The 20,481-nt window shown below is 43.1% G+C and carries 21 protein-coding genes; 15 read left to right on the forward strand and 6 right to left on the reverse strand.

The genetic code is table 11. The annotated features are described in order from the left end of the window. The first annotated feature begins 4 nt into the window (after positions 1-4). The gene (locus tag G9X63_RS01795) at positions 5-1,243 is read left to right on the forward strand and encodes a 3-phosphoshikimate 1-carboxyvinyltransferase (RefSeq protein ID WP_252623649.1); all 1,239 of its coding nucleotides are present in this window, start codon (positions 5-7) and stop codon (positions 1,241-1,243) included. Further along, positions 1,240-2,514 (forward strand): metal-dependent hydrolase family protein, encoded by a 1,275-nt coding sequence (locus tag G9X63_RS01800; protein ID WP_252623651.1) that lies wholly within the window; start codon positions 1,240-1,242, stop codon positions 2,512-2,514. The genes G9X63_RS01795 and G9X63_RS01800 overlap by 4 nt, the downstream gene beginning before the upstream one ends. Positions 2,515-2,581: 67 nt before the next feature. Here G9X63_RS01800 and G9X63_RS01805 read toward each other — a convergent pair whose 3' ends face one another. After that, positions 2,582-3,127: a DUF6580 family putative transport protein gene (locus G9X63_RS01805; protein WP_252623653.1), complete on the reverse strand. Its 546-nt coding sequence runs from the start codon at positions 3,125-3,127 to the stop codon at positions 2,582-2,584. A gap of 100 nt (positions 3,128-3,227) precedes the next feature. On the opposite strand from G9X63_RS01805, the gene G9X63_RS01810 reads away from it, so the two are divergent. From G9X63_RS01810 to G9X63_RS01825, 4 genes are read left to right on the forward strand one after another with little or no spacing between them, the layout of a single operon-like run. After that, positions 3,228-4,361: a 5-(carboxyamino)imidazole ribonucleotide synthase gene (locus G9X63_RS01810; protein ID WP_252623655.1), complete on the forward strand. Its 1,134-nt coding sequence runs from the start codon at positions 3,228-3,230 to the stop codon at positions 4,359-4,361. A 10-nt stretch (positions 4,362-4,371) separates the two neighbouring features. Further along, positions 4,372-4,863: a 5-(carboxyamino)imidazole ribonucleotide mutase gene (gene purE / locus G9X63_RS01815; protein ID WP_252623663.1), complete on the forward strand. Its 492-nt coding sequence runs from the start codon at positions 4,372-4,374 to the stop codon at positions 4,861-4,863. Continuing rightward, the gene (locus G9X63_RS01820) at positions 4,863-5,489 is read left to right on the forward strand and encodes a LysM peptidoglycan-binding domain-containing protein (protein WP_252623665.1); all 627 of its coding nucleotides are present in this window, start codon (positions 4,863-4,865) and stop codon (positions 5,487-5,489) included. Before purE ends, G9X63_RS01820 begins: the two co-directional genes overlap by 1 nt. Next, the gene (locus G9X63_RS01825) at positions 5,486-6,385 is read left to right on the forward strand and encodes a M15 family metallopeptidase (protein ID WP_252623668.1); all 900 of its coding nucleotides are present in this window, start codon (positions 5,486-5,488) and stop codon (positions 6,383-6,385) included. The genes G9X63_RS01820 and G9X63_RS01825 overlap by 4 nt, the downstream gene beginning before the upstream one ends. Here G9X63_RS01825 and fmt read toward each other — a convergent pair. Then, entirely contained in the window at positions 6,382-7,299 is a 918-nt protein-coding gene (fmt, locus tag G9X63_RS01830) for a methionyl-tRNA formyltransferase (protein ID WP_252623671.1), read from the reverse strand. The genes G9X63_RS01825 and fmt overlap by 4 nt on opposite strands. Before the next feature lie 195 nt (positions 7,300-7,494). On the opposite strand from fmt, the gene greA reads away from it, so the two are divergent. Next, complete coding sequence (greA, locus tag G9X63_RS01835) at positions 7,495-7,968, forward strand: transcription elongation factor GreA (RefSeq protein ID WP_252623675.1); 474 nt, start codon at positions 7,495-7,497, stop codon at positions 7,966-7,968. Here greA and G9X63_RS01840 read toward each other — a convergent pair. Then, a complete protein-coding gene (locus G9X63_RS01840) occupies positions 7,965-8,642 on the reverse strand; it encodes a YggS family pyridoxal phosphate-dependent enzyme (RefSeq protein WP_252623678.1) in 678 nt (225 codons plus the stop codon). The genes greA and G9X63_RS01840 overlap by 4 nt on opposite strands. Before the next feature lie 97 nt (positions 8,643-8,739). Here G9X63_RS01840 and G9X63_RS01845 point away from each other — a divergent pair, with 97 nt between their 5' ends. From G9X63_RS01845 to rplI, 4 genes are all read left to right on the forward strand, one after another. Continuing rightward, positions 8,740-9,714, forward strand: coding sequence for a hypothetical protein (locus G9X63_RS01845; protein WP_252623681.1), 975 nt, complete (start codon positions 8,740-8,742; stop codon positions 9,712-9,714). A 93-nt stretch (positions 9,715-9,807) separates the two neighbouring features. Next, the gene (gene rpsF, locus G9X63_RS01850; RefSeq protein WP_130894911.1) at positions 9,808-10,170 is read left to right on the forward strand and encodes a 30S ribosomal protein S6; all 363 of its coding nucleotides are present in this window, start codon (positions 9,808-9,810) and stop codon (positions 10,168-10,170) included. A gap of 1 nt (position 10,171) precedes the next feature. Further along, entirely contained in the window at positions 10,172-10,423 is a 252-nt protein-coding gene (gene rpsR, locus G9X63_RS01855) for a 30S ribosomal protein S18 (RefSeq protein WP_130894912.1), read from the forward strand. A 36-nt stretch (positions 10,424-10,459) separates the two neighbouring features. Continuing rightward, positions 10,460-10,903 carry a 50S ribosomal protein L9 gene (rplI, locus tag G9X63_RS01860; protein ID WP_130894913.1) on the forward strand — a complete coding sequence of 148 codons (444 nt, stop codon included), beginning with the start codon at positions 10,460-10,462 and terminating at the stop codon, positions 10,901-10,903. Positions 10,904-11,395: 492 nt separating this feature from the next. Here rplI and G9X63_RS01865 read toward each other — a convergent pair whose 3' ends face one another. After that, positions 11,396-12,625 carry an isocitrate dehydrogenase (NADP(+)) gene (locus G9X63_RS01865; protein WP_130922799.1) on the reverse strand — a complete coding sequence of 410 codons (1,230 nt, stop codon included), beginning with the start codon at positions 12,623-12,625 and terminating at the stop codon, positions 11,396-11,398. Between the two features lie 111 nt (positions 12,626-12,736). On the opposite strand from G9X63_RS01865, the gene purU reads away from it, so the two are divergent. Together purU and ffh are read left to right on the forward strand one after the other, a co-directional pair. Continuing rightward, complete coding sequence (gene purU / locus G9X63_RS01870; protein ID WP_252623684.1) at positions 12,737-13,570, forward strand: formyltetrahydrofolate deformylase; 834 nt, start codon at positions 12,737-12,739, stop codon at positions 13,568-13,570. Between the two features lie 45 nt (positions 13,571-13,615). Then, positions 13,616-14,950, forward strand: coding sequence for a signal recognition particle protein (gene ffh, locus G9X63_RS01875; RefSeq protein ID WP_252623688.1), 1,335 nt, complete (start codon positions 13,616-13,618; stop codon positions 14,948-14,950). Here ffh and pheT read toward each other — a convergent pair whose 3' ends face one another. Continuing rightward, positions 14,951-17,383, reverse strand: a complete 2,433-nt coding sequence (gene pheT, locus G9X63_RS01880) for a phenylalanine--tRNA ligase subunit beta (protein WP_252623691.1) — start codon at positions 17,381-17,383, stop codon at positions 14,951-14,953. An 8-nt stretch (positions 17,384-17,391) separates the two neighbouring features. Continuing rightward, a complete protein-coding gene (gene def / locus G9X63_RS01885; RefSeq protein ID WP_252623694.1) occupies positions 17,392-17,964 on the reverse strand; it encodes a peptide deformylase in 573 nt (190 codons plus the stop codon). Positions 17,965-18,065: 101 nt separating this feature from the next. Here def and G9X63_RS01890 point away from each other — a divergent pair, with 101 nt between their 5' ends. Together G9X63_RS01890 and sppA are read left to right on the forward strand one after the other, a co-directional pair. Continuing rightward, positions 18,066-18,683: an inorganic pyrophosphatase gene (locus G9X63_RS01890; RefSeq protein WP_130894919.1), complete on the forward strand. Its 618-nt coding sequence runs from the start codon at positions 18,066-18,068 to the stop codon at positions 18,681-18,683. A gap of 21 nt (positions 18,684-18,704) precedes the next feature. Further along, a complete protein-coding gene (gene sppA, locus G9X63_RS01895) occupies positions 18,705-20,474 on the forward strand; it encodes a signal peptide peptidase SppA (RefSeq protein ID WP_130922802.1) in 1,770 nt (589 codons plus the stop codon). Positions 20,475-20,481: the final 7 nt, after the last annotated feature.

Here is a 20,481-nt window from a genome sequence, read left to right on the forward strand (position 1 = left end):
TGTTTTGAGTCAAATTACTTTATTTCCTCGTACGACGTCCTTTTCTGAGATTATCCCTTTGCCAGCCTCTAAATCAGAGAGCAATCGAGCTTTAGTGATTAATGCCTTGGCGAATGGATCGATTGACAATCTGTCTAATCTAGCTGAAGCGCGTGATACGCAAACGATGATTCGCTTGTTGTCTGAAAGCGGTCCAGAGGCGGACGTGTTAGATGCAGGAACGACCATGCGTTTTTTGACTGCTTATTATGCGGTCACGGGTGCCGTTAAAAAGATGACGGGAACACCACGTATGTGCGAGCGCCCGATCGGTATTTTAGTGGATGCCTTGCGTGCCTTAGGTGCTGACATTACGTATTTGAACAAGGATGGTTATCCTCCAATGCAATTAAATGGTTTCACCTTTAAAGGGAACCGGGAGATTTCCATCCGTGGCGACGTAAGTTCGCAGTTTATTTCCGCGATTTTGATGGTAGCTCCTTTGCTGCCAGCTGGTTTAAAATTACAAATTACCGGGGCACTTGGTTCGAAGCCTTACATCGAGATGACCTTGGCGCAAATGAAGCATTTTGGTATTCAGGCTATAGCGGATTGGTCCAAAGGAAGCATCGAGATTCCTGCCCAAAAATACACATTGCAACCTTTTGCTGTAGAATCGGATTGGTCCGGTGCCAGTTATTGGTATTCGATGGTGGCCTTGTCGCCATTTGAAGATAGTTCATTGGAATTATTAGGCTTAAAGGAAGATTCTTTGCAAGGAGATTCTGCCATTAAAGCTATTATGGAGCCATTGGGTGTAAAAAGTACGTATACGGGGCGCGGTTATTTGTTGACCAAAACCCCAGCTCAGGCTTCCCTAGCTTGGGACTTCACGGATTGCCCAGATTTGGCCCAAACCATCTGCGTCATCGCCGCTGTAAAGGATATTCCGTTGACTTTAACCGGTTTAGAATCATTGAAAGTGAAGGAAACGGATCGTGTGTTAGCCTTACAAAATGAATTGAAGAAATTAGGGGCCGCTTTAGTAGAAAAAGAAGCGAACCATTTGTACGAAGTGACGGGAAATTTTGCGGCTGTTTCTGCCATCGAACCCATCGAAACCTATGATGATCACCGGATGGCGATGGCCTTTGCGCCGGTGGCCATGCAAAAAGAAATTACTTTGCTAGATCCTTCGGTAGTCAATAAAAGCTACCCAAGCTTCTGGAAACACGTTTCAATATTATTAACATCTACCCTATGAAAAAAGTATTGACCTTAGGTTTAAGCCTTTTGGCTTTTACTGGTTTTGCCCAAAAAACCATTTTGCACTGCGGTTCTCTCATCGACGTGAAAACACAAACAATCTTAAAAAACCGTACCATTGTGGTGGAAGGAAAGAAAATTGTGTCCGTTTCTGAAGGATACCTTAGTCCTGCCAAAGGCGATGTGGTGATCAATTTGAAAGATAGAACGGTGATGCCGGGTCTGATTGACTCCCATGTACATTTAGAATCGGAAACGAATCCGGGCGCCTATTTAGATCGTTTTGTGAAAAATCCCGGGGATGTGGCTTACCAAGCTTTAGTCTATGCGAAGAAGAATTTGATGGCCGGCTTTACTACAGTGCGTGATTTAGGAGGTAGCCACGTGGTGATTAGTTTGCGTAATGCGATTAACAAAGGCCTTGTAGAAGGTCCTCGCGTTTTTACAGCCGGCGTTACGATCGGTACAACCGGAGGCCATGCGGATGATTCGAATGGTATTAATGAAACCTTCAAGAAGGATTTAGGGCCAGAAGATGGCGTAGTAAACGGCATTGCAGATGCGGCTAAAGCGGTGCGTCAGCGTTACAAAGAAGGATCGGATTTGATTAAAATCACGGCAACAGGTGGTGTGTTAAGTTATGCCAAAGATGGTTCAGGTGCCCAATTCACCGAAGAAGAAGTGCGTACCATTGTGCAAACAGCAAAAGACTACGGTTTTAAAGTAGCGGCGCATGCTCACGGAAAAGAGGGCATGAAACGTGCCGTTTTGGGTGGTGTTTCTTCGATTGAACACGGTACTTATATGGATGAAGAAGTGATGGAATTGATGAAAAAGATGGGAACGTATTATGTTCCTACCGTAATCGCAGGTCGTTCCGTAGCGGATTCGTCTAAAATTCCGAACTACTATCCAGAAATGGTAGCTAAGAAAGCAGCGGCGATTGGACCAATTATTCAAGGAACTTTTGGCAAAGCGTATAAAGCAGGGGTGAAGATTGCATTTGGTACGGATGCTGGTGTTTTCGGTCACGGAAAAAATGGCAACGAATTTATCTTAATGAATGAAGCGGGAATGCCTGTTTTAGAAGCAATTAAGTCAGCAACAGTTAATGCGGCAGATCTTTTAGGGCAAAGTGACTTAATCGGATCTATCGAGGTAGGAAAGGCCGCAGATATCATCGCGGTTCCTGGTGATCCAGTAGCTGATGTTAAATTGATGACAAAGGTGAACTTTGTTATGAAAGACGGAAAGGTCTACAAAAACTAGATAAACATCAACAAAAAAGGGTCGGCTCGCATCTGCAAGCCGACCCTTTTTTTATGTGTAATAAATTCTAGCGTAAGGCTGGAACTTGTTTTTTCAATACTTCAAAAGCTCCGAAGAACAACCCTGAGAATAAGAATTGGCTAGCGATGGTATTCTTTAGGAAAGGGATACCAGCAGCATAGCAACTTAATAAACCAGCGAAATCTCTCGTATACGTATGATCAGGCGAAACAAACGAATTGAAATTAGAAATTAGGAAGAATCCGATCACTGCCACCACATTTGTTCCGATGAAACGGGAGGCGCTTGCTGTGGCGTTTTGGCCTAATAAAGCAATTAAAGCGAAGGCTAGCATGTGATAGCCATCAAATCCGAAAGAAAATCCCGGGAAAAAGGCATCATACAAGGTGTTGTTAAGAATCAAATTTGATCCCCAAACCGCTAATAAGGTCCAAGCTATCGCTTGTTTGCGGTTATGCAAATAGGCACCTACAAATAGAGCCATAGAAGCCATTGGTGAGAAGTTTGCCCAACCCGGTCCTGCTAAAATCAATAAACGACTCGCGATTGCAAGTAAGATGAAGGCGATAATCGTGGTATTTCTTTTTGTCATGAGCTTATATCATTTTCCTGTAAGAATATTTTTTCTCGAGGTCTAAATAATTTCCAAAGGTAAAACAAAAGCCGTAATTTTACCCATTGAATTCGAATTTATGTCTAAATCACTTCCCAAAATCGGATTATTAGGCGGCGGCCAGCTAGGACGAATGCTTTTGCAAGCAGCAATCGACTTAGATTTGTCCATTGCCTGCCTTGATCCAGATCCTGAAGCTTCTTGTCACACGTTGACTACCCAGTTCACGCAAGGTTCGTTTCAGGATTTTGATACGGTATACCACTTTGGGAAACAATTCGATTTAATCAGCATCGAAATTGAGCATGTGAACATCGAAGCGCTAGAGCAATTAGAAGCGGAGGGAATTAAAGTCTACCCGCAACCTCATTTGCTTCGCATGATTCAGGACAAGCGCATTCAAAAAACCTTTTTTCAAACCCACGGTTTTCCTACAGCTGATTTCAGATTGATCGAATCATCCGCGGAAATCATCGCAAACGAGGACTTTTTACCCGCTTTTCAGAAATTAGGAAAAGGGGGATACGATGGTAAAGGCGTTCAGTACATCGGTTCAGCTGCGGATATCGCTAAGGGTTTTGATGCCCCTGGTCTATTAGAAAAGGCCATTGATTTCGATAAAGAATTAGCCGTGATTGTGGCGCGTAATCCGCAAGGAGAAATTAAAGCTTTTCCGGCGGTGGAGATGGTTTTTCATCCGGTTCAAAACCTGGTTGAATTCCTCGTTTCCCCCGCAGCCATTTCGCCTGAAATTGAAAAAGAAGCAGAAGACATCGCTGTTCGATTGATTGATCAGATGGGCTTAGTAGGAGTTTTAGCGGTGGAGATGTTTTTGACCAAAGACGGCCAAATCCTCATTAACGAAGTCGCTCCTCGACCACATAATTCTGGTCATCAAACCATCCGAGCAAACGATACTTCTCAATACGAACAACATTTACGAGCGATTACCGGCTTGCCTTTAGGAGATACGAAGGCACATTCTTTCTCTGGGATGTTAAACTTATTAGGAGCAGACGGCTTTACGGGTCCAGCGAAATACGAAGGTTTGGATACGATTTTAGGCATTCCCGGCGTTCATCCTTTTTTATACGGAAAGAAAATTACGAAGCCTTATCGCAAGATGGGGCACATCACTTTGCTAGGGGAATCCCGCGAAGAGATTGAACAAAAAGCAGAACAAGTAAAACAAAGCATACGCGTCATCGCATAAATAGCTAGCTATGGTAGGAATTATAATGGGCAGTAGCTCGGATCTTGGAGTCATGCAAGAGGCCATTCAGGTTTGTAAGGATTTTGGAGTGGCTTATGAAGTAGATATTGTATCTGCGCACCGCACCCCAGTCAAAATGATGCATTATGCACAGCAAGCTAAGTCTCGTGGCATTCAGGTGATCATTGCAGGCGCAGGCGGGGCAGCTCATTTACCAGGAATGGTGGCTTCAGCGACTATTTTGCCTGTCATTGGGGTTCCCGTAAAATCCTCGAATTCTATCGATGGTTGGGATTCCGTCTTATCTATTTTACAAATGCCTAATGGCGTCCCCGTTGCGACGGTTGCCCTAAATGCGGCTAAAAATGCAGGATTACTAGCGATCCAAATGTTGGCGATTGCGGATGAGACTTTGGCAACAAAATACACCGCCTACAAAGCAGAATTAGAAGATAAAGTGGCTGAGATGAGCCAAGAAACGAAAGCTAAATTTTCCAAATAATGAGTGAGAACGAAGAAAGCAGCAAATTGCCTGTCATCACCTTGGGTATTCTTTTATTGACCTTAGTTGGCTTAATCGCCGTAGGATTTGAACATTTTGTTAGTCCAGATAAGGACGAATTAATTAAGGCTGAGAAATTTGTTGAGACAGAGGAAGAGGTGTTGCCGGAAGCATCACAAGTAGTGATCGATTCTACGCAAGATCCTGCGGATTCATTGATCGTTCCCAAGGATTCCATTATCAGCAAGTCTGACGAAGAAGAATTAGCGGAACAAAAGAAAGAGGCAGAAGCCGAAGTCGTTCCTGAGGTAGCCATACCCGCTGGAAAATCACATGCCATCACGGTAGAGAAAGGGGAGACCTTTTCTGCTGTTGCTCGGCATTATGGTTTGAAAGTGGATCAATTAAAAGCCTTGAATCCAGGGGTCAATCCGGATGGTATTAAAAGTGGTTCGACTAAATTAAACGTGAAGATTCAAGCGATTCATACGGTAGGGCCGGGCGATATCATGCGCAAAGTGGCGGAGAAATATGGTGTGAGTAAACAAGCGATTATGGACGCGAATCACAAGAAAGATGATATCACGCTTCGGGGAGAAGTGCTCATCATTCCGTTGAAAAAATGATTTTAATTGGTCTTTTCCAGCTTATATTGCTTTTCTTGGAGAATACGGGAGCTCAAGCTCGTATTTGTGTGCCAGATAAGCTAGATTCGCTGGATTGGGATGAGTTTAAATGGTTGTATAAGCAGCAAGATTCTACTTTTTCAGGCGATTCTGTTGCGGCCTATGTCTTTGTACGCATTAACCCGGATGGCTCGCGTGAGACAAGGGAAGTAGCTGAATTACACCAGCCTTGGACGGATTTGTTGGCCTCAGAAATTGATTCATTTGAAGTGAAGCGGGACAGTTTAATCAAGCGTATTCACGCGCCTTATCGCTTAAAATATACCTCCACCACCCGCAATAAGAAGCAACAATTAGCTTTGCAGAAGAAGGGCTTTTCCAAAGCCTTTATCTCCTTTCACAACTTCGGATTAGCCGCTGATGGTGCCATTGCGCGCAAGGGTAGGCATTTGCGTCGCGGAACCATTTATGATCAATATGGTAAGAAAGCAAAGGAGATTGGTTTGTTTTGGGGTGGCGATTTTGTGGGTTTCCCAGATCCTGGTCACATTCAAGCCTTTTTGAATAGTGCGAGTTTGATTCAGAAATACCCGGAGGTTGCGTTAGAATATGAGCCTTTCAAGAATGCCTATGAACGAAACTACTTCAAAAAAGTGAATCTAGGTAGGGAAGAGCTAGTGGAGGATTCCCGCGATTTATTGATTGAATTGAATCAGTTACGCGAAAATAAACCTTGCGCTTGCTCTCAGGCAATCCCTTTTCCTGCGTCGGCTTCGGGTCTCCAATTGAAACCGTACACGATCACAGTACTAGCAAACCTGCAGGAAAATTATATTTTTATCCAAAAAGGCTCCTACGGTTACTTTTATTCGGCTGGCCGCTGGAAGCTAGACTAGAAATTAAAATTATAGCCTCGTAAAAAATCCTCGATTTTCAATCGCTTTTTACCTTCCATTTGCCATTCTAGAATGTTGATGTAGCCATCGCTACAGCCTACGCGTAGAAACGTCTTTTGATCCGTATCCCAAACCCCCACCCCTAAATCAGGGATAATTTCCGGATGAAATTCCACAGCAACCAGCTTGCAATTTTTGCCTTGAAATACGGTATGAGCCCCCGGGAATGGATTCATTCCGCGTACTAAATTCACGATATCACGACCAGCACGCGTCCAATGCACTTCGCCAGTACTGCGGTCTAATTTAGGAGCTGATTTCAGTTCATCGATTTCTTGCTGCGGCCTCGGGTGAATGTCGCCAGATTCGATCGCTTTAGTCGTTTTGACGACTAAGGCGCCACCTTTATTCATCAATCGTTCGTACAATTCCCCTGTAGTGTCAGTCTCTGAAATCGGTTCAGTCTCTTGGAACAATAAGTCCCCTGTGTCGATTTCGTGTTGTAAAAAGAAGGTCGTAATCCCCGTTTCGGTCTCCCCATTAATCACTGCCCAGTGGATGGGCGCCGCACCGCGGTATTGAGGAAGCAAGGAAGCGTGCAAATTAAACGTACCCTTTGGAGGCATATTCCAAACAGCCTCCGGTAACATTCGGAAGGCTACGATTATTTGAAGGTCAGCCTTATACGCAGCCAATTCTTCTAAAAAGGTAGGATCTTTTAATTTTGCCGGCTGCAAAACGGGTAAGCCTACGGAAACAGCGTACTCTTTCACTGGGGAGGATTGGATCTGTTGTCCTCGACCTGCAGGTTTATCTGGGGCAGTTACTACGGCCACGACATTCAGTTTAGCCTCGACTAAGGCTTGTAAACTGGCCACTGCAAACTCTGGGGTTCCAAAAAATATAATCCGCATCCTTGATCTTGATAGTTTGTGGAATCCGTCTGAATTTTTATTATCTTTGTCCTCTATAAAACAACCAATACGTGCTGTTAGAAAAACAAAAACTTTAGTTGCGAATCCGAAACAAAACTACAAATAAATTAGGTAGAACGGTCGGAGGCCGTTCTATTTTGTTTTTAAGCACGGAGGTAAAACCCTAAAAAGAGTATGGCAAAGTTTCAATATTACACGGCAGAGGCGCTAGATAAATTAAAAGCGGAATTACATTATTTGAAGATTACAGGTCGTTCAGATATGGCCAAACAAATCGCAGAGGCGCGTGATAAAGGCGATTTAAGTGAGAACGCAGAGTATGATGCGGCGAAAGATGCACAAGGCTTATTGGAATTGAAGATCTCTAAAATGGAGGAAATTATTTCAATTGCACGTGTTTTGGATGAATCGACGATCGATTTATCGGTTGTTTCAATCTATTCCATTGTTCAGATTAAGAATACGAAAACGGGAATGACCGTCACTTATACTATTGTATCGGAGGAAGAAGCAGATTTGAAATTGGGAAAAATCTCGGTTTCGTCTCCTTTCGGAAAAGGTTTGTTAGGCAAGAAAGTGGGGGATTTAGCAGAAATCACTGCCCCGGCTGGAAAATTGGAATTTGAGATTATGTCCTTAACGCGTTAGTGACGAGGACCGAAGATTGCTGATCCCACTCGAACTAAGGTAGCTCCTAGTTCAGCAGCGATCAAGTAATCACCAGACATACCCATGGACAATTCAGTCCATTCTACAAGACCGGTCGAAACGCCGGTTTTGTTGTTTTTAAGCTGTTGGAAAAAATCCGCCAGGCTCTTGAACTCGCGTCTAATCTGCTTTTCGTCTGCTGTGAAACTCGCCATGCCCATTAAACCCACGATGCGGATGTGTTTCATCTCTGCAAACGAGGCATCTGCTAATAAGGCCTCGGCTTCCTTGAAATCCAAACCAAACTTACTTTCTTCCGTCGCAATAAAAATCTGCAACAAACAGTGGATGACGCGGTTATTTTTCGCCCCTTGCTTGTTGATTTCCTTCAATAAATTCAGCGAATCCACCGAATGAATTAGGTGTACGAACGGTGCGATATACTTAACTTTGTTCGTCTGCAGGTGTCCTATTTGATGCCAAAGAATGTCCTCAGGCAACACCGCCTGCTTTTCGACCATCTCTTGCACGCGGTTTTCTCCAAATTCAATCGCCCCCGCCGCATACGTTTCTTGTAGCTCCTCGATGCTTCTTGTCTTCGTGACCACAATAAGTCGAGCGGCGCTGTCGTTTAATTGCTTGTTAATCAAGGAAATTTGTTCTGCGATTGCCATAGGGCGTTAAGGCTAAATTTTGTTTGGACTAAAAAATAATATTAAAATTAATTTATTATTTTTGATTCAGGAGTAAAAGATCAAATAAAGCAAATAAATGGAATCGGATAATTCGAGGGGAAACGAAAGTAGTTTGAAGAGTCGCGTGACCTGGTTAACGCTGTTGGTTTTTTTATTGCTGGCCTATATTCTGTCGGATAAGTTTGGTCTGCTGGATCGAATTACGCAACCTTCTCAGGCGGAATTTGTCGAAAATGCCCAGGTGAAGCTGGATTCAGTAGCAGAACAATTGAATTTGCGTTTAGTCCAAATCAAAAAATTAGGCGGTAAAGTCAATGAATTAGAAAAGGCCAAAGCCCAAATCCTAGGCGATCAGAAGCATTTAAGCGACATCGATCCAGCCGAATTCCAAAAGAAACTTAGTTATTATTTGCACCTCTTAGGTCAAAAGGATGCCGAAATTAAAAAATTGAAGAAGGAAAACGTCGTTTTAATTCTACGCAACGATTCCCTAAGCCGCGAAGCTCAAATTCTAAAAGTAGGTTTAGTGAATATCCAAAAGGCACTCGAGGATTCGAGCAAAACCTTTGACCTAAAGGAAAGGGAACTCAGTGAAAAGTCCCGCGTGCTGGAAATTCGGAATAAGGAATTAACCGAAAAGGTGAGTGCTGCCGCTGCCTTGCGTGCGGAGGGAGTAAATGTGTATGCCATTTCTTCTCGAGGTAAAGAGTCCTCCGTTAACAATCAAAAAGCCCGCAAAGTCGATAAAATTCGCGTAATGTTCCATTTGCAGGAAAATACGTTCGCAAGTAAAGAGATTAAAACAGTCTTTTTGCGCATCATTGAACCTACCGGAACGACCATTTCTGATTACAATCTAGGCTCCGGCACCTTTGATTTCAAAGGTCGCGAATTAACTTTCACGAGTCGCCAGCGTATTTTCTATGAAAACAACCACCAATCGGTGGAATTTATCTATTCTAGACCTAATGGGTTCAAAGCTGGGAAGCATGAAATTGAACTTTATGCGGAGGGATATTTGATTGGGCTAGGAACCTTCGAAGTGCGCTAATTCCAAAATTTTGTTGTTAACGTTTTGATTGTGAAGGAATATTCGTACCTTTGCAGTCCAAATTTTTACCAGTTTTTAAACAACAATTTTTTTATGGAATTAAAAAACTATGAGACGGTGTTCATTTTAACTCCCGTTTTGTCTGAACAACAGACAAAGGACACTGTTGAGAAATTCAAGAATCTGTTGGTAGAAAACGGTGCGCAAATCGTTCATGAAGACGCTTGGGGCTTACGTAAGTTAGCTTACCCGATTCAGAACAAGCACACTGGATACTATCAAATTTTCGAATTCGCAGCAGCTCCTACCTTAGTCGCTAAATTAGAATTAGAATACAAGCGTGATGAGCGCGTGATTCGTTTCTTAACCCTAGCGGTAGATAAGCATGCATTAGCTTATAACGAAAAAAAGAGAAAAGGATTAGTAGGTAGAAAACCAGAAAAAACAGAAGCATAATATGACACTAGTTAACGAACCTGTAGATAAAAACGGAAACCGCAAAAAGTATTGCCGTTTCAAGAAATCTGGTATTCAATACATCGATTTCAAAAACCCTGATTATTTATTGAAGTTAGTGAACGAGCAAGGTAAAATCTTACCTCGTCGTATCACTGGAACTTCTTTGAAATTCCAACGTCGTGTGGCACAAGCTATCAAGCGTGCTCGTCACTTGGCTTTGATGCCTTACGTGGCTGACGGTTTAAAATAGTACCTTATCCAATAAACATTTGATTGTAAACATAAGATGGAAATTATATTAAAAACAGATATTGCTGGATTAGGTTACAAAAACGATATCGTTGCAGTGAAAGCTGGTTACGGTCGTAATTACTTAATTCCACAAGGTTTCGCTATCATGGCGACTCCGTCTAACCGCAAGGTTGTAGCGGAAAACATCAAGCAAGCTGCTCACAAAGTAGAGAAAGTTCGTCAAGATGCATTCGATTTAGCTACAGCTATCGGTGAAATGACATTAACTATTCCTGCGAAGACAGGTGATAGCGGAAAAATCTTTGGTCGTGTGACTAGCCTTCAAATTTCAGAGATGTTGAAAGAAAAAGGTTTCGATATCGATCGTAAGAAGATTTCATTCGATACAGAAGTGAAGACAACCGGCGATTACGCTGCTACGCTTGACTTACACAAAGAAGTAAAACACAAGATTGCTTTCTCTGTGGTTTCAGAATAGTATTTGAAACAAAACGATAAGAAGGAATCGCGCTGAGCAATCGGCGCGATTTTTTTTATTTTAAGCCAGGGCTTAAAATAAAAAAATCTAGTCGCCTTCGGCTTAGTCGGCGCGGTGCGCCTTAGTCGCCTTCGGCTTAGTCACGACTGCGTCGTTTGGTCGGAGCTTGCGCCTTAGTCGCCTTCGGCTTAGTCATCGCTGTGCGATTTAGTCACGACTGCGTCGTTTGGTCGTTCTGCGGACTTAGTCGAAAATGTCAGCACAAAAAAAATCCGAAGAGGAATTTCTTCCCCTCCGGACTCTTTGACTAAGTTGCGAAGCAACGACTAAGACGAAGTCGACTAAGTCACGCAGTGACGACTCTTTTTCGACTAAGTTGCGAAGCAACGACTAAAACGAAGTCGACTAAGTCTCGAAGAGACGACTCATTTTCGACTAAGTTGCGAAGCAACGACTAAGCGACGTAGTCGCGACTAAGCCGCCTGCGGCGACTTACGCCAGCGCAGCTTTCAAATTCGTATCTAAAGCCTCTAAGAACTCTTCTGTGTATAAGTAGTGCTCTCCGTGAGTAACTTTGTTACCGTGGATACAAACGGCTAAGTCTTTGGTCATCTTACCTGACTCTACTGTCGCAACACATACTTTTTCCAATGTTTGGCAGAAATTAATCAAGGCCGCATTGTTGTCTAATTTACCACGGAATTCTAAACCACGAGTCCAAGCGAAGATAGATGCGATTGGATTCGTAGAAGTAGGCTTCCCAGCTTGGTGATCGCGGTAGTGGCGAGTCACCGTTCCGTGAGCCGCTTCCGCTTCCATCACTTTTCCGTCTGGTGTAATCAATACAGAAGTCATTAAGCCTAATGAACCGAAACCTTGCGCAACGGTATCAGACTGAACGTCTCCATCGTAGTTTTTACAAGCCCAAACAAAGTTGCCATTCCACTTTAACGCAGAAGCCACCATGTCATCGATCAAACGGTGCTCATAAACGATCCCTGCAGCTTCGAATTTCGCTTTGTAATCTGCTTGGTAGATCTCTTCGAAGATATCTTTGAAACGACCATCGTATTTCTTCAAGATCGTGTTCTTAGTCGATAAATATAGAGGCCATCCTTTGCTCAATGCCATGTTAAAGCAAGAGTGTGCGAAACCTTTGATGGATTCATCTGTGTTGTACATAGTCATCGCAACGCCATCACCTTTGAAGTTGTATACTTCGAACGTTTGAGCTGCACCACCATCTTCTGGTTGGAATGTAACGGTTAATTTACCTTTTCCTTTCGTGACGAAGTCAGTTGCGCGGTATTGATCACCAAACGCGTGACGACCGATCATGATCGGAGCAGTCCAGTTAGGAACTAAACGAGGAACGTTTGCACAAACGATTGGCTCACGGAAAACGGTACCATCTAGGATGTTACGGATCGTTCCGTTTGGAGATTTCCACATTTGCTTCAAATCGAATTCGGTTACACGAGCCTCATCAGGAGTGATGGTAGCACATTTGATACCTACACCGTATTTTTTGATTGCCTCAGCTGCTTCGATAGTTACTTGGTCATTCGTCTCGTCGCGGTATTCTACACCTAAATCATAGTACTTAATGTCTAGATCTAAATAAGGTAAGATTAATTTATCCTTGATGAATTTCCAGATAATTCGAGTCATTTCGTCGCCGTCTAATTCAACGACTGGGTTGGCAACTTTAATTTTTTCCATTTTTGTTATATCAAAATTTTGATAGGTTGTGTTAATCTTGCAAAGGTAAAGACTAAATCTTTTTTCCTCCATTATTTTGGGGTATTTTTGTCAAAATTTCGCTTTTTTTTGATGGAAACAGTAATTAAGATTGCTTGTAGGGATGAGAAGGGTTTAGTTCATAAAATAACGGGGGTGTTATTCGCTAAATTATTGAATGTCACCCAAACCAATGAATTTGTGGATGAACCTAAGGATCGCTTTTTTATGCGGGTTTCTTTTAGCGGATCTACAGATCTGAAGTCGCTGACTCAGGAGATCGAAGCCGTCTTGCCTTCAGATGCAAAAGTCGAGGTGATTCCGCCAGCTAAGAAGCGAGTTTTAGTATGTGTGACGAAAGAGCACCATTGTTTGGGAGATTTATTGATTAAATCTCAATTCGAAGATATGCCCTTTTCGATTGTGGGGGTGGTAGGTAATCATGCGGTGTTAGCACCACTTTGTGCCCAGTTTTCGATACCATTTACTCACGTGCCGGCAGAAGGGTTAACGAGAGAAGCGCATGAGGCGCAGCTTAGGCTGATTATTGATGCAGCAAATCCTGATTTAATCGTGCTGGCTAAATATATGCGCATTCTGACACCAGAATTTGCTTCTGCCTATTTAGGTAAGATGATCAATATTCACCATTCTTTTTTGCCTGCCTTTGTCGGAGCTAATCCGTACCAGCAAGCTTTTCAGCGTGGCGTAAAGATTATTGGAGCGACCGCTCATTTTGTGACGGATGATTTAGATGAAGGTCCGATTATTTGTCAAGATGTGGTGTCAGTAAACCACTCTTATGATGCGAAACAAATGTCGAAGGCGGGAAAGGAAGTAGAAAAATCGGTTTTGGCCAAAGCTTTGCAACTCGTCCTCGAAGATCGCGTCTTTATTCATGAAAACAAGACAATTTTATTTGATTAAAATTTGCCTGAAAAAGCGTAAATTGCAGTCCTTTTTTTAGATACTATGTTTGAGAATTTAAGTTCGAAGTTGACCACTGCTATGCGTACCCTGAAGGGGAATGGCAGAATTACAGATATTAACGTTGCCGCTACGGTGAAGGAAATTCGCCGTGCCTTGATGGACGCGGACGTTAACTATAAGGTGGCAAAAGAGATTACTGATCGCATTAAGGATCAGGCAATGGGCCAAAAAATCCTGATCTCCGTCGAGCCTGGTCAATTATTGATTAAAATCGTTCACGAAGAGTTAACCCAGTTAATGGGTGGCCAAAAGCAGGACATTAACCTAAAAGGCGATCCAGCTGTCGTTTTAATCGCGGGTTTACAAGGTTCTGGTAAGACGACTTTCTCGGGTAAATTAGCTCAATACATTAAAAAAGGGGGGCGCAATGTGCTATTAGTAGCCTGCGATATTTACCGTCCTGCGGCGATTGACCAATTGAAAGTATTGGGAGAGCAGGTCGGAGTGGAGGTGTACGCAGAGCCTGAAAATAAGAATGCCGTTAGCATCGCAGAGAACGCGTTGTCTTATGCCCGTAAAATGGGTAAAAAAGTAGTCATTGTCGATACAGCGGGTCGTTTAGCGGTGGATGAGGTGATGATGAATGAGATCGCTGCTGTAAAAGAGGCGATTAAGCCGACCGAGATTTTGTTCGTCGTGGATTCCATGACGGGTCAAGATGCGGTGAATACGGCGAAGACCTTTAATGATCGATTAAATTTTGATGGCGTTGTCTTAACGAAATTAGATGGGGATTCCCGCGGTGGTGCGGCCCTTTCTATCCGTCAAATTGTCGATAAACCAATCAAATTCATTTCTACTGGGGAGAAAATGGAAGCCTTAGATCAGTTCTATCCTGATCGTATGGCGAACCGTATCCTCGGAATGGGGGACGTGTTGTCTTTAGTGGAGCGTGCGCAGCAGGCTTTTGACGAAGATGAAGCAGCTCGTTTAAATAAGAAAATACGCCAAAACAACTTTACGTTTGAGGATTTCTACGCACAATTACAGCAAATCAAGAAGATGGGTAACATCAAGGATTTGATGGGTATGGTGCCAGGGATGAGCCAAGCGGTGAAGGATGTGGATATTTCCAATGATTCTTTCAAGCCTATTGAAGCAATCATCAATTCGATGACTGCGAAGGAGCGTCAGAATCCAGATATTTTGAACCCATCACGCAAGAATCGCATTGTGGCAGGGTCGGGAACATCGATTCAAGAGGTGAATAACCTGTTGAAGCAGTTCGAAGACATGCGCAAAATGATGAAGATGATGAACAAGGTGCAGGACGGAAAGATGAAGATGCCTAATTTGGGTGGCATGTTCAAGCGCTAATTACTTTCGAATTAGCGCCCCTATTTCCTTCTCGAATCCTTTCATTAAGCGATCCATCGTGGACTCAATCACCTTATCTGTTAAGGTTTGAGACTCATCTTGTAGCGTAAAGCTTACAGAATAAGCTTTCTTGCCTTCGCCAAGATTTTTGCCCTCATAGACGTCAAAAATCGACACGTTTTTCAGTAAATTCTTCTCGTATTGCTCCGCTAGTTTGCGAATCGCTTGGTAGCTAACCGTTTTATCAATAACAAGTGATAAATCGCGACGAACCTCTGGGAATTTAGAAATCTCTTGGTAGACGAAGTCTGCCTTTTCTTGTTTCACCCAATAATCCCAGTCGAAATCGGCGAAGAACACGTCTTGTTTTACCTCCCATTTACTAGCTAAATTCGGGTGAATCATCCCTACTTCGAGGCACGCTTTCTTGTTGATGGAAATGCGTAATCCGAAGGCAAATACACTCGAATTCTCGATGGTATCTGTCTCAAATTCGGTTACCCCGAGTGAGCGCATTAATTCGATGCTGACTTGATATAAATGGTGAAGTGCCGTTTTCGTAGGTGCGCTGGACCAGGTTTCTCCGGCCCATAAACCCGTCGTGAATAAGGCTAAATGCTTCTTTTCGATGTATTTAGCGCCTTTTTTATGGTAGGTTTTGCCAAATTCAAAGACTTTCAAATCTTTTTGACGGCGGTTAATATTGTGTGCTAATACCTCTAATCCGGCGAAAGACATATGTTGTCTCATCACGCCTAGGTCTTCGGAAAGACGGTTTAGGATTTCTACCGTTTCGAAGGATAAATCTTTGGCGATCGATGCGTGCGCATCGGCTTTCGTTAGTGAGTTAGTGATGATTTCCTGGAAGCCTTTGGCCGTCAAAATCTGTGAGATATTCAACTGCACGCGCTCCTTGTCTAACAAAGGGAATTCCGAGATGAAATTCGCGCTCAAATGATCCGATAACGGAATGTTATCTAAACCATGGATACGCAAGATTTCCTCGATGATATCTGCCTCTCTGGTCACATCAACGCGGTAAGCAGGCGAGATTGCAACGAATTCGTCCCCTTTATCTGCTTCGATTTTGAAATCTAACAGCGTCAAAATTTCCTTGATTCGATCAGCGGCTAATTCAATACCGATGTATTGTTGCACGCGGCGAACGCTGACTGGAATGCTGACTAATTCAACCTGAGTTGGATAATAATCGAACGGCTCAGACGTGATTTTTCCGCCGGCTAACTCTTGAATTAATTGGGCTGCGTATTCTAATGCGAATAATTTCGCCTGAATATCCGTGCCACGCTCGAAACGGAAAGACGCATCGGTTTTAAGTCCATGAATTTGGCTTGCTTTACGAATGCGTTCTGGTTTAAAATGAGCGACTTCAAGGAATACCCTTGTGGTGCTGTCTTTAATGCCTGAATCTTCTCCGCCCATCACGCCAGCCATGCCGATAGCGCCAGAAGCGTCGCAGATCATTAATTCTTCGCCTGTTAATTTGCGTTCAATGCCGTCTAAGGTTTTGAATACGGTACCAGCTGCCAAAGTATCGACGATTAATTTCCCGCCTTTGATTTCATTCCAATCGTAGGCGTGCATCGGTTGGCCTAATCCGTGGCAGATGAAATTGGTGATATCGACTACGTTATTGATGGGACGCAATCCGATGGCTGTTAAACGCTCCTGTAACCAAGCTGGGGAAGGTGCTACTTGAATGCCATCCATCGTGATGCCGCAGAAACGGTCACAACCAGCGTCTTTCACTTCTACTGCGATCGGATGTGCATTGCTTTCGATCACTAAGGCTGGCGATGGCAATTGAATTGGAAGACCCGTCACGGCACGAATATCGCGTGCTACACCCCAGTGAGAGGCAGCATCCGCACGGTTTGGCGTTAATCCGATTTCTAGTACTAAATCTCCAGCGATGTCAAAAAACGAAGCTGCTGGGGTTCCGTTAGGCACCTGAGTGTCTAATACTAATATCCCATCGTGTGATGTTCCTAAGCCTATTTCATCTTCTGCACAAATCATTCCCTCCGATGGCTGTCCGTAGACCTTGCGCTTCTCGATTTTGAATAATTCTTTGCCCTCTTTATCGTATAATTGGGTGCCAGGAGTGGCGACGATCACTTTTTGGCCTGCTGCTACATTCGCAGCTCCACATACAATCGTTAATATTTCGTCCAAACCTGCGTCTACCGTCGTCAGGCTCAAGGTTTTCTCTTTCACTTCGAATTTTTCGCAGGTCAAAACTTCACCCACGACGAATCCTTTCAATCCTCCTGGAACTTTATCGTGCGGCTCAATGCCTTCCACTTCCAGTCCAGTGTTCGTTAATAAAACGTCTAATTCTTCGGGGCTACCTTGGGCAGGAAGCTTCGAAATATCAATAAAATCACGTAACCAATTAAGGGAAATTTTCATCTGTCTAATTAACGAGTAAGCTTCATTTTGTAATCCACGGAAACTTTTCCTCGCGTGATATCACTTAACTTATTTTTGATGAGGCGCTTCTTCACGGGATTCAAATGATCTGTGAATAAAATACCTTCGATATGATCGTATTCATGTTGGATAATGCGAGCAGCTAAGCTTTCGAAAAGATCCGTTCTTTCTTCGCCTTGCTCCGTCCAGTAGTGAATTTTCACGTATTCTGGGCGATACACCTCGCCGCGAATACCTGGGATAGAAAGACATCCTTCCTCGAATCCCCATTCGTCGCCTGTTTCTTCCAAAATAGTCGGATTCACAAACACCTTCTTAAAGCCGATTAAAGACTCATCTACATCCTCGTCCTTTTCTCCCTCGTTCATGGGACGACCGTCCACCACAAACAAACGAATGTCCATGCCAATCTGTGGAGCAGCTAAACCAACGCCGCTGGCCGCATACATGGTCTCAAACATATCTTCCGATAATTTGATTAAATCGATGCTCCCTAATTCAATAGGGGATGCGACTTTTCTTAAAACAGGGTCCCCGTAGGGTATAATTGGATAAATCATGTCTATTAGCGCAATGCAAACAACAAATTTAGCAGAATTTATCCTTTGTTTTTCGTAATTTGCAGGGATTTTTAACCTAAGTTAGATTTAATAAAAAGATTATGAATAGAAACTTCTTTAAGGCACATCCTTGGCATGGCGTTCAAATAGGTGATCAAATGCCTGAATTAGTGACCGCGTTTATTGAAATTGTTCCTACGGATACGGTGAAATACGAGATTGACAAGCAAACGGGATATCTGAAGATCGACCGTCCGCAGAAATTCTCGAACATTGTTCCAGCTTTATATGGCTTTTTGCCTCAAACCTATTGTTCAGATGGCATCGCGGAATTAGCGCGCAAGTATTCTGGTAAGGATATTGAAAGAGGGGATGGCGATCCGTTGGATATTTTAGTGCTTTCAGAGCGTGCGATTACGCACGGAGATATTTTATGTCAAGCGATTCCGATTGGAGGAATTCGCATGATTGATAAGGGTGAGGCGGATGATAAAATTATTGCGGTATTGAAGGATGATCCGATTTATGGCAAATGGAAAGACATTGCGGATGCACCTAAAGATATCGTAGAGCGTTTGAGACACTATTTCTGGACCTATAAAATGTTGCCAGGAGAAACCTCCTCAAGTGCGGTTGATATTGATGATATTTATGGTCGCGAAGTAGCTTTCGAAGTGATTCGTCAAGCGCGCGAGGACTACCGTAAAAACTTTGGTTAGAAAACCTTAACATGTAAAGCTATGTGGCAATTTGTCAAATATTCGTTAGCGACAGTCGTTGGACTTTTTCTTTTTGCAATCGTCTCGTTATTGCTATTGGCTGGCGTAGGTGCCGCCATGGATAGTTCGGATGAGGTCTATGATTTGAAAGATAATTCCGTGTTGAAATTGGATTTGAATCGTCCCATCGTGGAGAACGCGACGACGGAAGACAATCCCTTCGCGGCTTTAACGGATTTGTATTTTGCTCCGCCGGAGAATTTGGGATTAATTCAGGTTTTGTCTGCTTTAGAGCGGGCCAAAGTCGATCCTAAAATCAAGGGGATCTATTTAGACGCTAGTTTTCCGATCGCCGGATATGCGCAATTATCCGAAATTCGTGAGGCGATTCAGAAGTTTAAAAAGTCCGGCAAGTTTGTGTATGCCTATGCTAATTCGTACACGGAAAAAGGCTATTATGTCTCTTCTGTGGCGGATAAGACCTATTTGAATCCCAATGGTCTCTTAGATTTTAATGGTATTAGCGTACAATATACCTTCTACAAGAAAGCTTTAGACAAATTAGAAATAGAGCCTTTAGTGTTCCGCGTGGGTACGTACAAATCGGCGGTAGAACCTTTCATTCGTGAAGATATGAGCGAAGAAAACAAGGCGCAGACATCCTCTTTCTTACAGTCGATTAATACCTATGTGTTTGACAAAATTGCTCGGTCTAAAAATATCCCCGTTCGTAAATTAGATTTGATTGCGGATAGTTTACAGGCTTTTGAGCCTTCTAACGCGGAGAAATTAGGAATGGTGAAGCAAGGATATTGGGATGAGTTTGAGGCCTTATTAAAGAAGGGATCTGGAGAAAAAGAAAAGGTGATTTATGTGTCTGTGAATAATTATTTGAAGGCAAAAAATCCAATTGATGAGGTAGAAGGGAAGGATCGCATTGCGGTTTTAGTGGCTGAAGGAGAGATCTCAGGAACAAGAGCTTCTGAGGGAAATATTGGTTCAGATGATTTCGTGAAAGAATTGAAGAAATTGCGCGAGAGTAAATCAGTCAAAGCGATCGTGCTTCGCATTGATTCGCCGGGTGGATCCTCTTTAGCTTCCGATATCATGTGGCGTGAGATTGAATTAACCAAGAAGGTAAAACCGATTATCTCGTCTATGTCAAATTATGCTGCTTCAGGTGGCTATTATATGGCGATGGGAACGGATGTAATTGTTGCCCAACCTACGACTATCACGGGTTCCATTGGTATTTTTGCTGCCTGGTTCAATGTGGATAATTTCCTAAAAAATACCTTGGGTATTACCCAGGATCATGTGAATACACATGCGAATTCGAACTTTATGACGTCAGCAGGAGCCTTAACCGATTTCCAAAAATCAGTCGTTCAGAAATCGGTTGACAAGGGCTATCTTTCTTTTACGACGAAAGCAGCGGCAGGTCGCAAGATGACATTACAACGCTTGCAATCGGTAGCAGGTGGCCGTGTTTGGACAGGAGCTCAGGCAAAACAAATTGGTTTAGTGGATGAATTAGGCGGTTTAGATAAGGCGATTGAGATAGCGGCCTCTAAAGCAAAATTAAAGCCGGGTGCTTACAAGGTGTCGGTTTATCCGAAGGCAAAATCATTCGTGGATGAGTTATTAAGTTCTGCGACTTCTGAAACTTCGTTATCAGAGCGTTTGTTAGCTAAAAATATCCCTTGGGCTTCCTCCATGTTTGAGGTAAACCGTTGGAAAAAAAGAGAAGGCTTCTTAGCAATGATGCCTTATTTAATGGAATTTGAATAGAAATTAA

Origin of the sequence: Aquirufa antheringensis, from assembly GCF_023921165.1 — a bacterium.
Classification (GTDB): domain Bacteria; phylum Bacteroidota; class Bacteroidia; order Cytophagales; family Spirosomataceae; genus Aquirufa; species Aquirufa antheringensis.

Coding starts and splice junctions, on each gene's coding strand:
- G9X63_RS01810 (WP_252623655.1), top strand. CDS start 3,228: ATGTCTAAATCACTTCCCAAAATCGGATTATTAGGCGGCGGCCAGCTA.
- pheT (WP_252623691.1), bottom strand. CDS start 17,383: ATGAAAATTTCCCTTAATTGGTTACGTGATTTTATTGATATTTCGAAG.
- G9X63_RS01840 (WP_252623678.1), bottom strand. CDS start 8,642: ATGGCAATCGCAGAACAAATTTCCTTGATTAACAAGCAATTAAACGAC.
- G9X63_RS01865 (WP_130922799.1), bottom strand. CDS start 12,625: ATGGAAAAAATTAAAGTTGCCAACCCAGTCGTTGAATTAGACGGCGAC.
- greA (WP_252623675.1), top strand. CDS start 7,495: ATGGCAAAGTTTCAATATTACACGGCAGAGGCGCTAGATAAATTAAAA.
- G9X63_RS01820 (WP_252623665.1), top strand. CDS start 4,863: ATGAGTGAGAACGAAGAAAGCAGCAAATTGCCTGTCATCACCTTGGGT.
- rpsF (WP_130894911.1), top strand. CDS start 9,808: ATGGAATTAAAAAACTATGAGACGGTGTTCATTTTAACTCCCGTTTTG.
- G9X63_RS01825 (WP_252623668.1), top strand. CDS start 5,486: ATGATTTTAATTGGTCTTTTCCAGCTTATATTGCTTTTCTTGGAGAAT.
- ffh (WP_252623688.1), top strand. CDS start 13,616: ATGTTTGAGAATTTAAGTTCGAAGTTGACCACTGCTATGCGTACCCTG.
- G9X63_RS01890 (WP_130894919.1), top strand. CDS start 18,066: ATGAATAGAAACTTCTTTAAGGCACATCCTTGGCATGGCGTTCAAATA.
- G9X63_RS01845 (WP_252623681.1), top strand. CDS start 8,740: ATGGAATCGGATAATTCGAGGGGAAACGAAAGTAGTTTGAAGAGTCGC.
- fmt (WP_252623671.1), bottom strand. CDS start 7,299: ATGCGGATTATATTTTTTGGAACCCCAGAGTTTGCAGTGGCCAGTTTA.
- purE (WP_252623663.1), top strand. CDS start 4,372: ATGGTAGGAATTATAATGGGCAGTAGCTCGGATCTTGGAGTCATGCAA.
- sppA (WP_130922802.1), top strand. CDS start 18,705: ATGTGGCAATTTGTCAAATATTCGTTAGCGACAGTCGTTGGACTTTTT.
- G9X63_RS01805 (WP_252623653.1), bottom strand. CDS start 3,127: ATGACAAAAAGAAATACCACGATTATCGCCTTCATCTTACTTGCAATC.
- rplI (WP_130894913.1), top strand. CDS start 10,460: ATGGAAATTATATTAAAAACAGATATTGCTGGATTAGGTTACAAAAAC.
- G9X63_RS01800 (WP_252623651.1), top strand. CDS start 1,240: ATGAAAAAAGTATTGACCTTAGGTTTAAGCCTTTTGGCTTTTACTGGT.
- rpsR (WP_130894912.1), top strand. CDS start 10,172: ATGACACTAGTTAACGAACCTGTAGATAAAAACGGAAACCGCAAAAAG.
- purU (WP_252623684.1), top strand. CDS start 12,737: ATGGAAACAGTAATTAAGATTGCTTGTAGGGATGAGAAGGGTTTAGTT.
- def (WP_252623694.1), bottom strand. CDS start 17,964: ATGATTTATCCAATTATACCCTACGGGGACCCTGTTTTAAGAAAAGTC.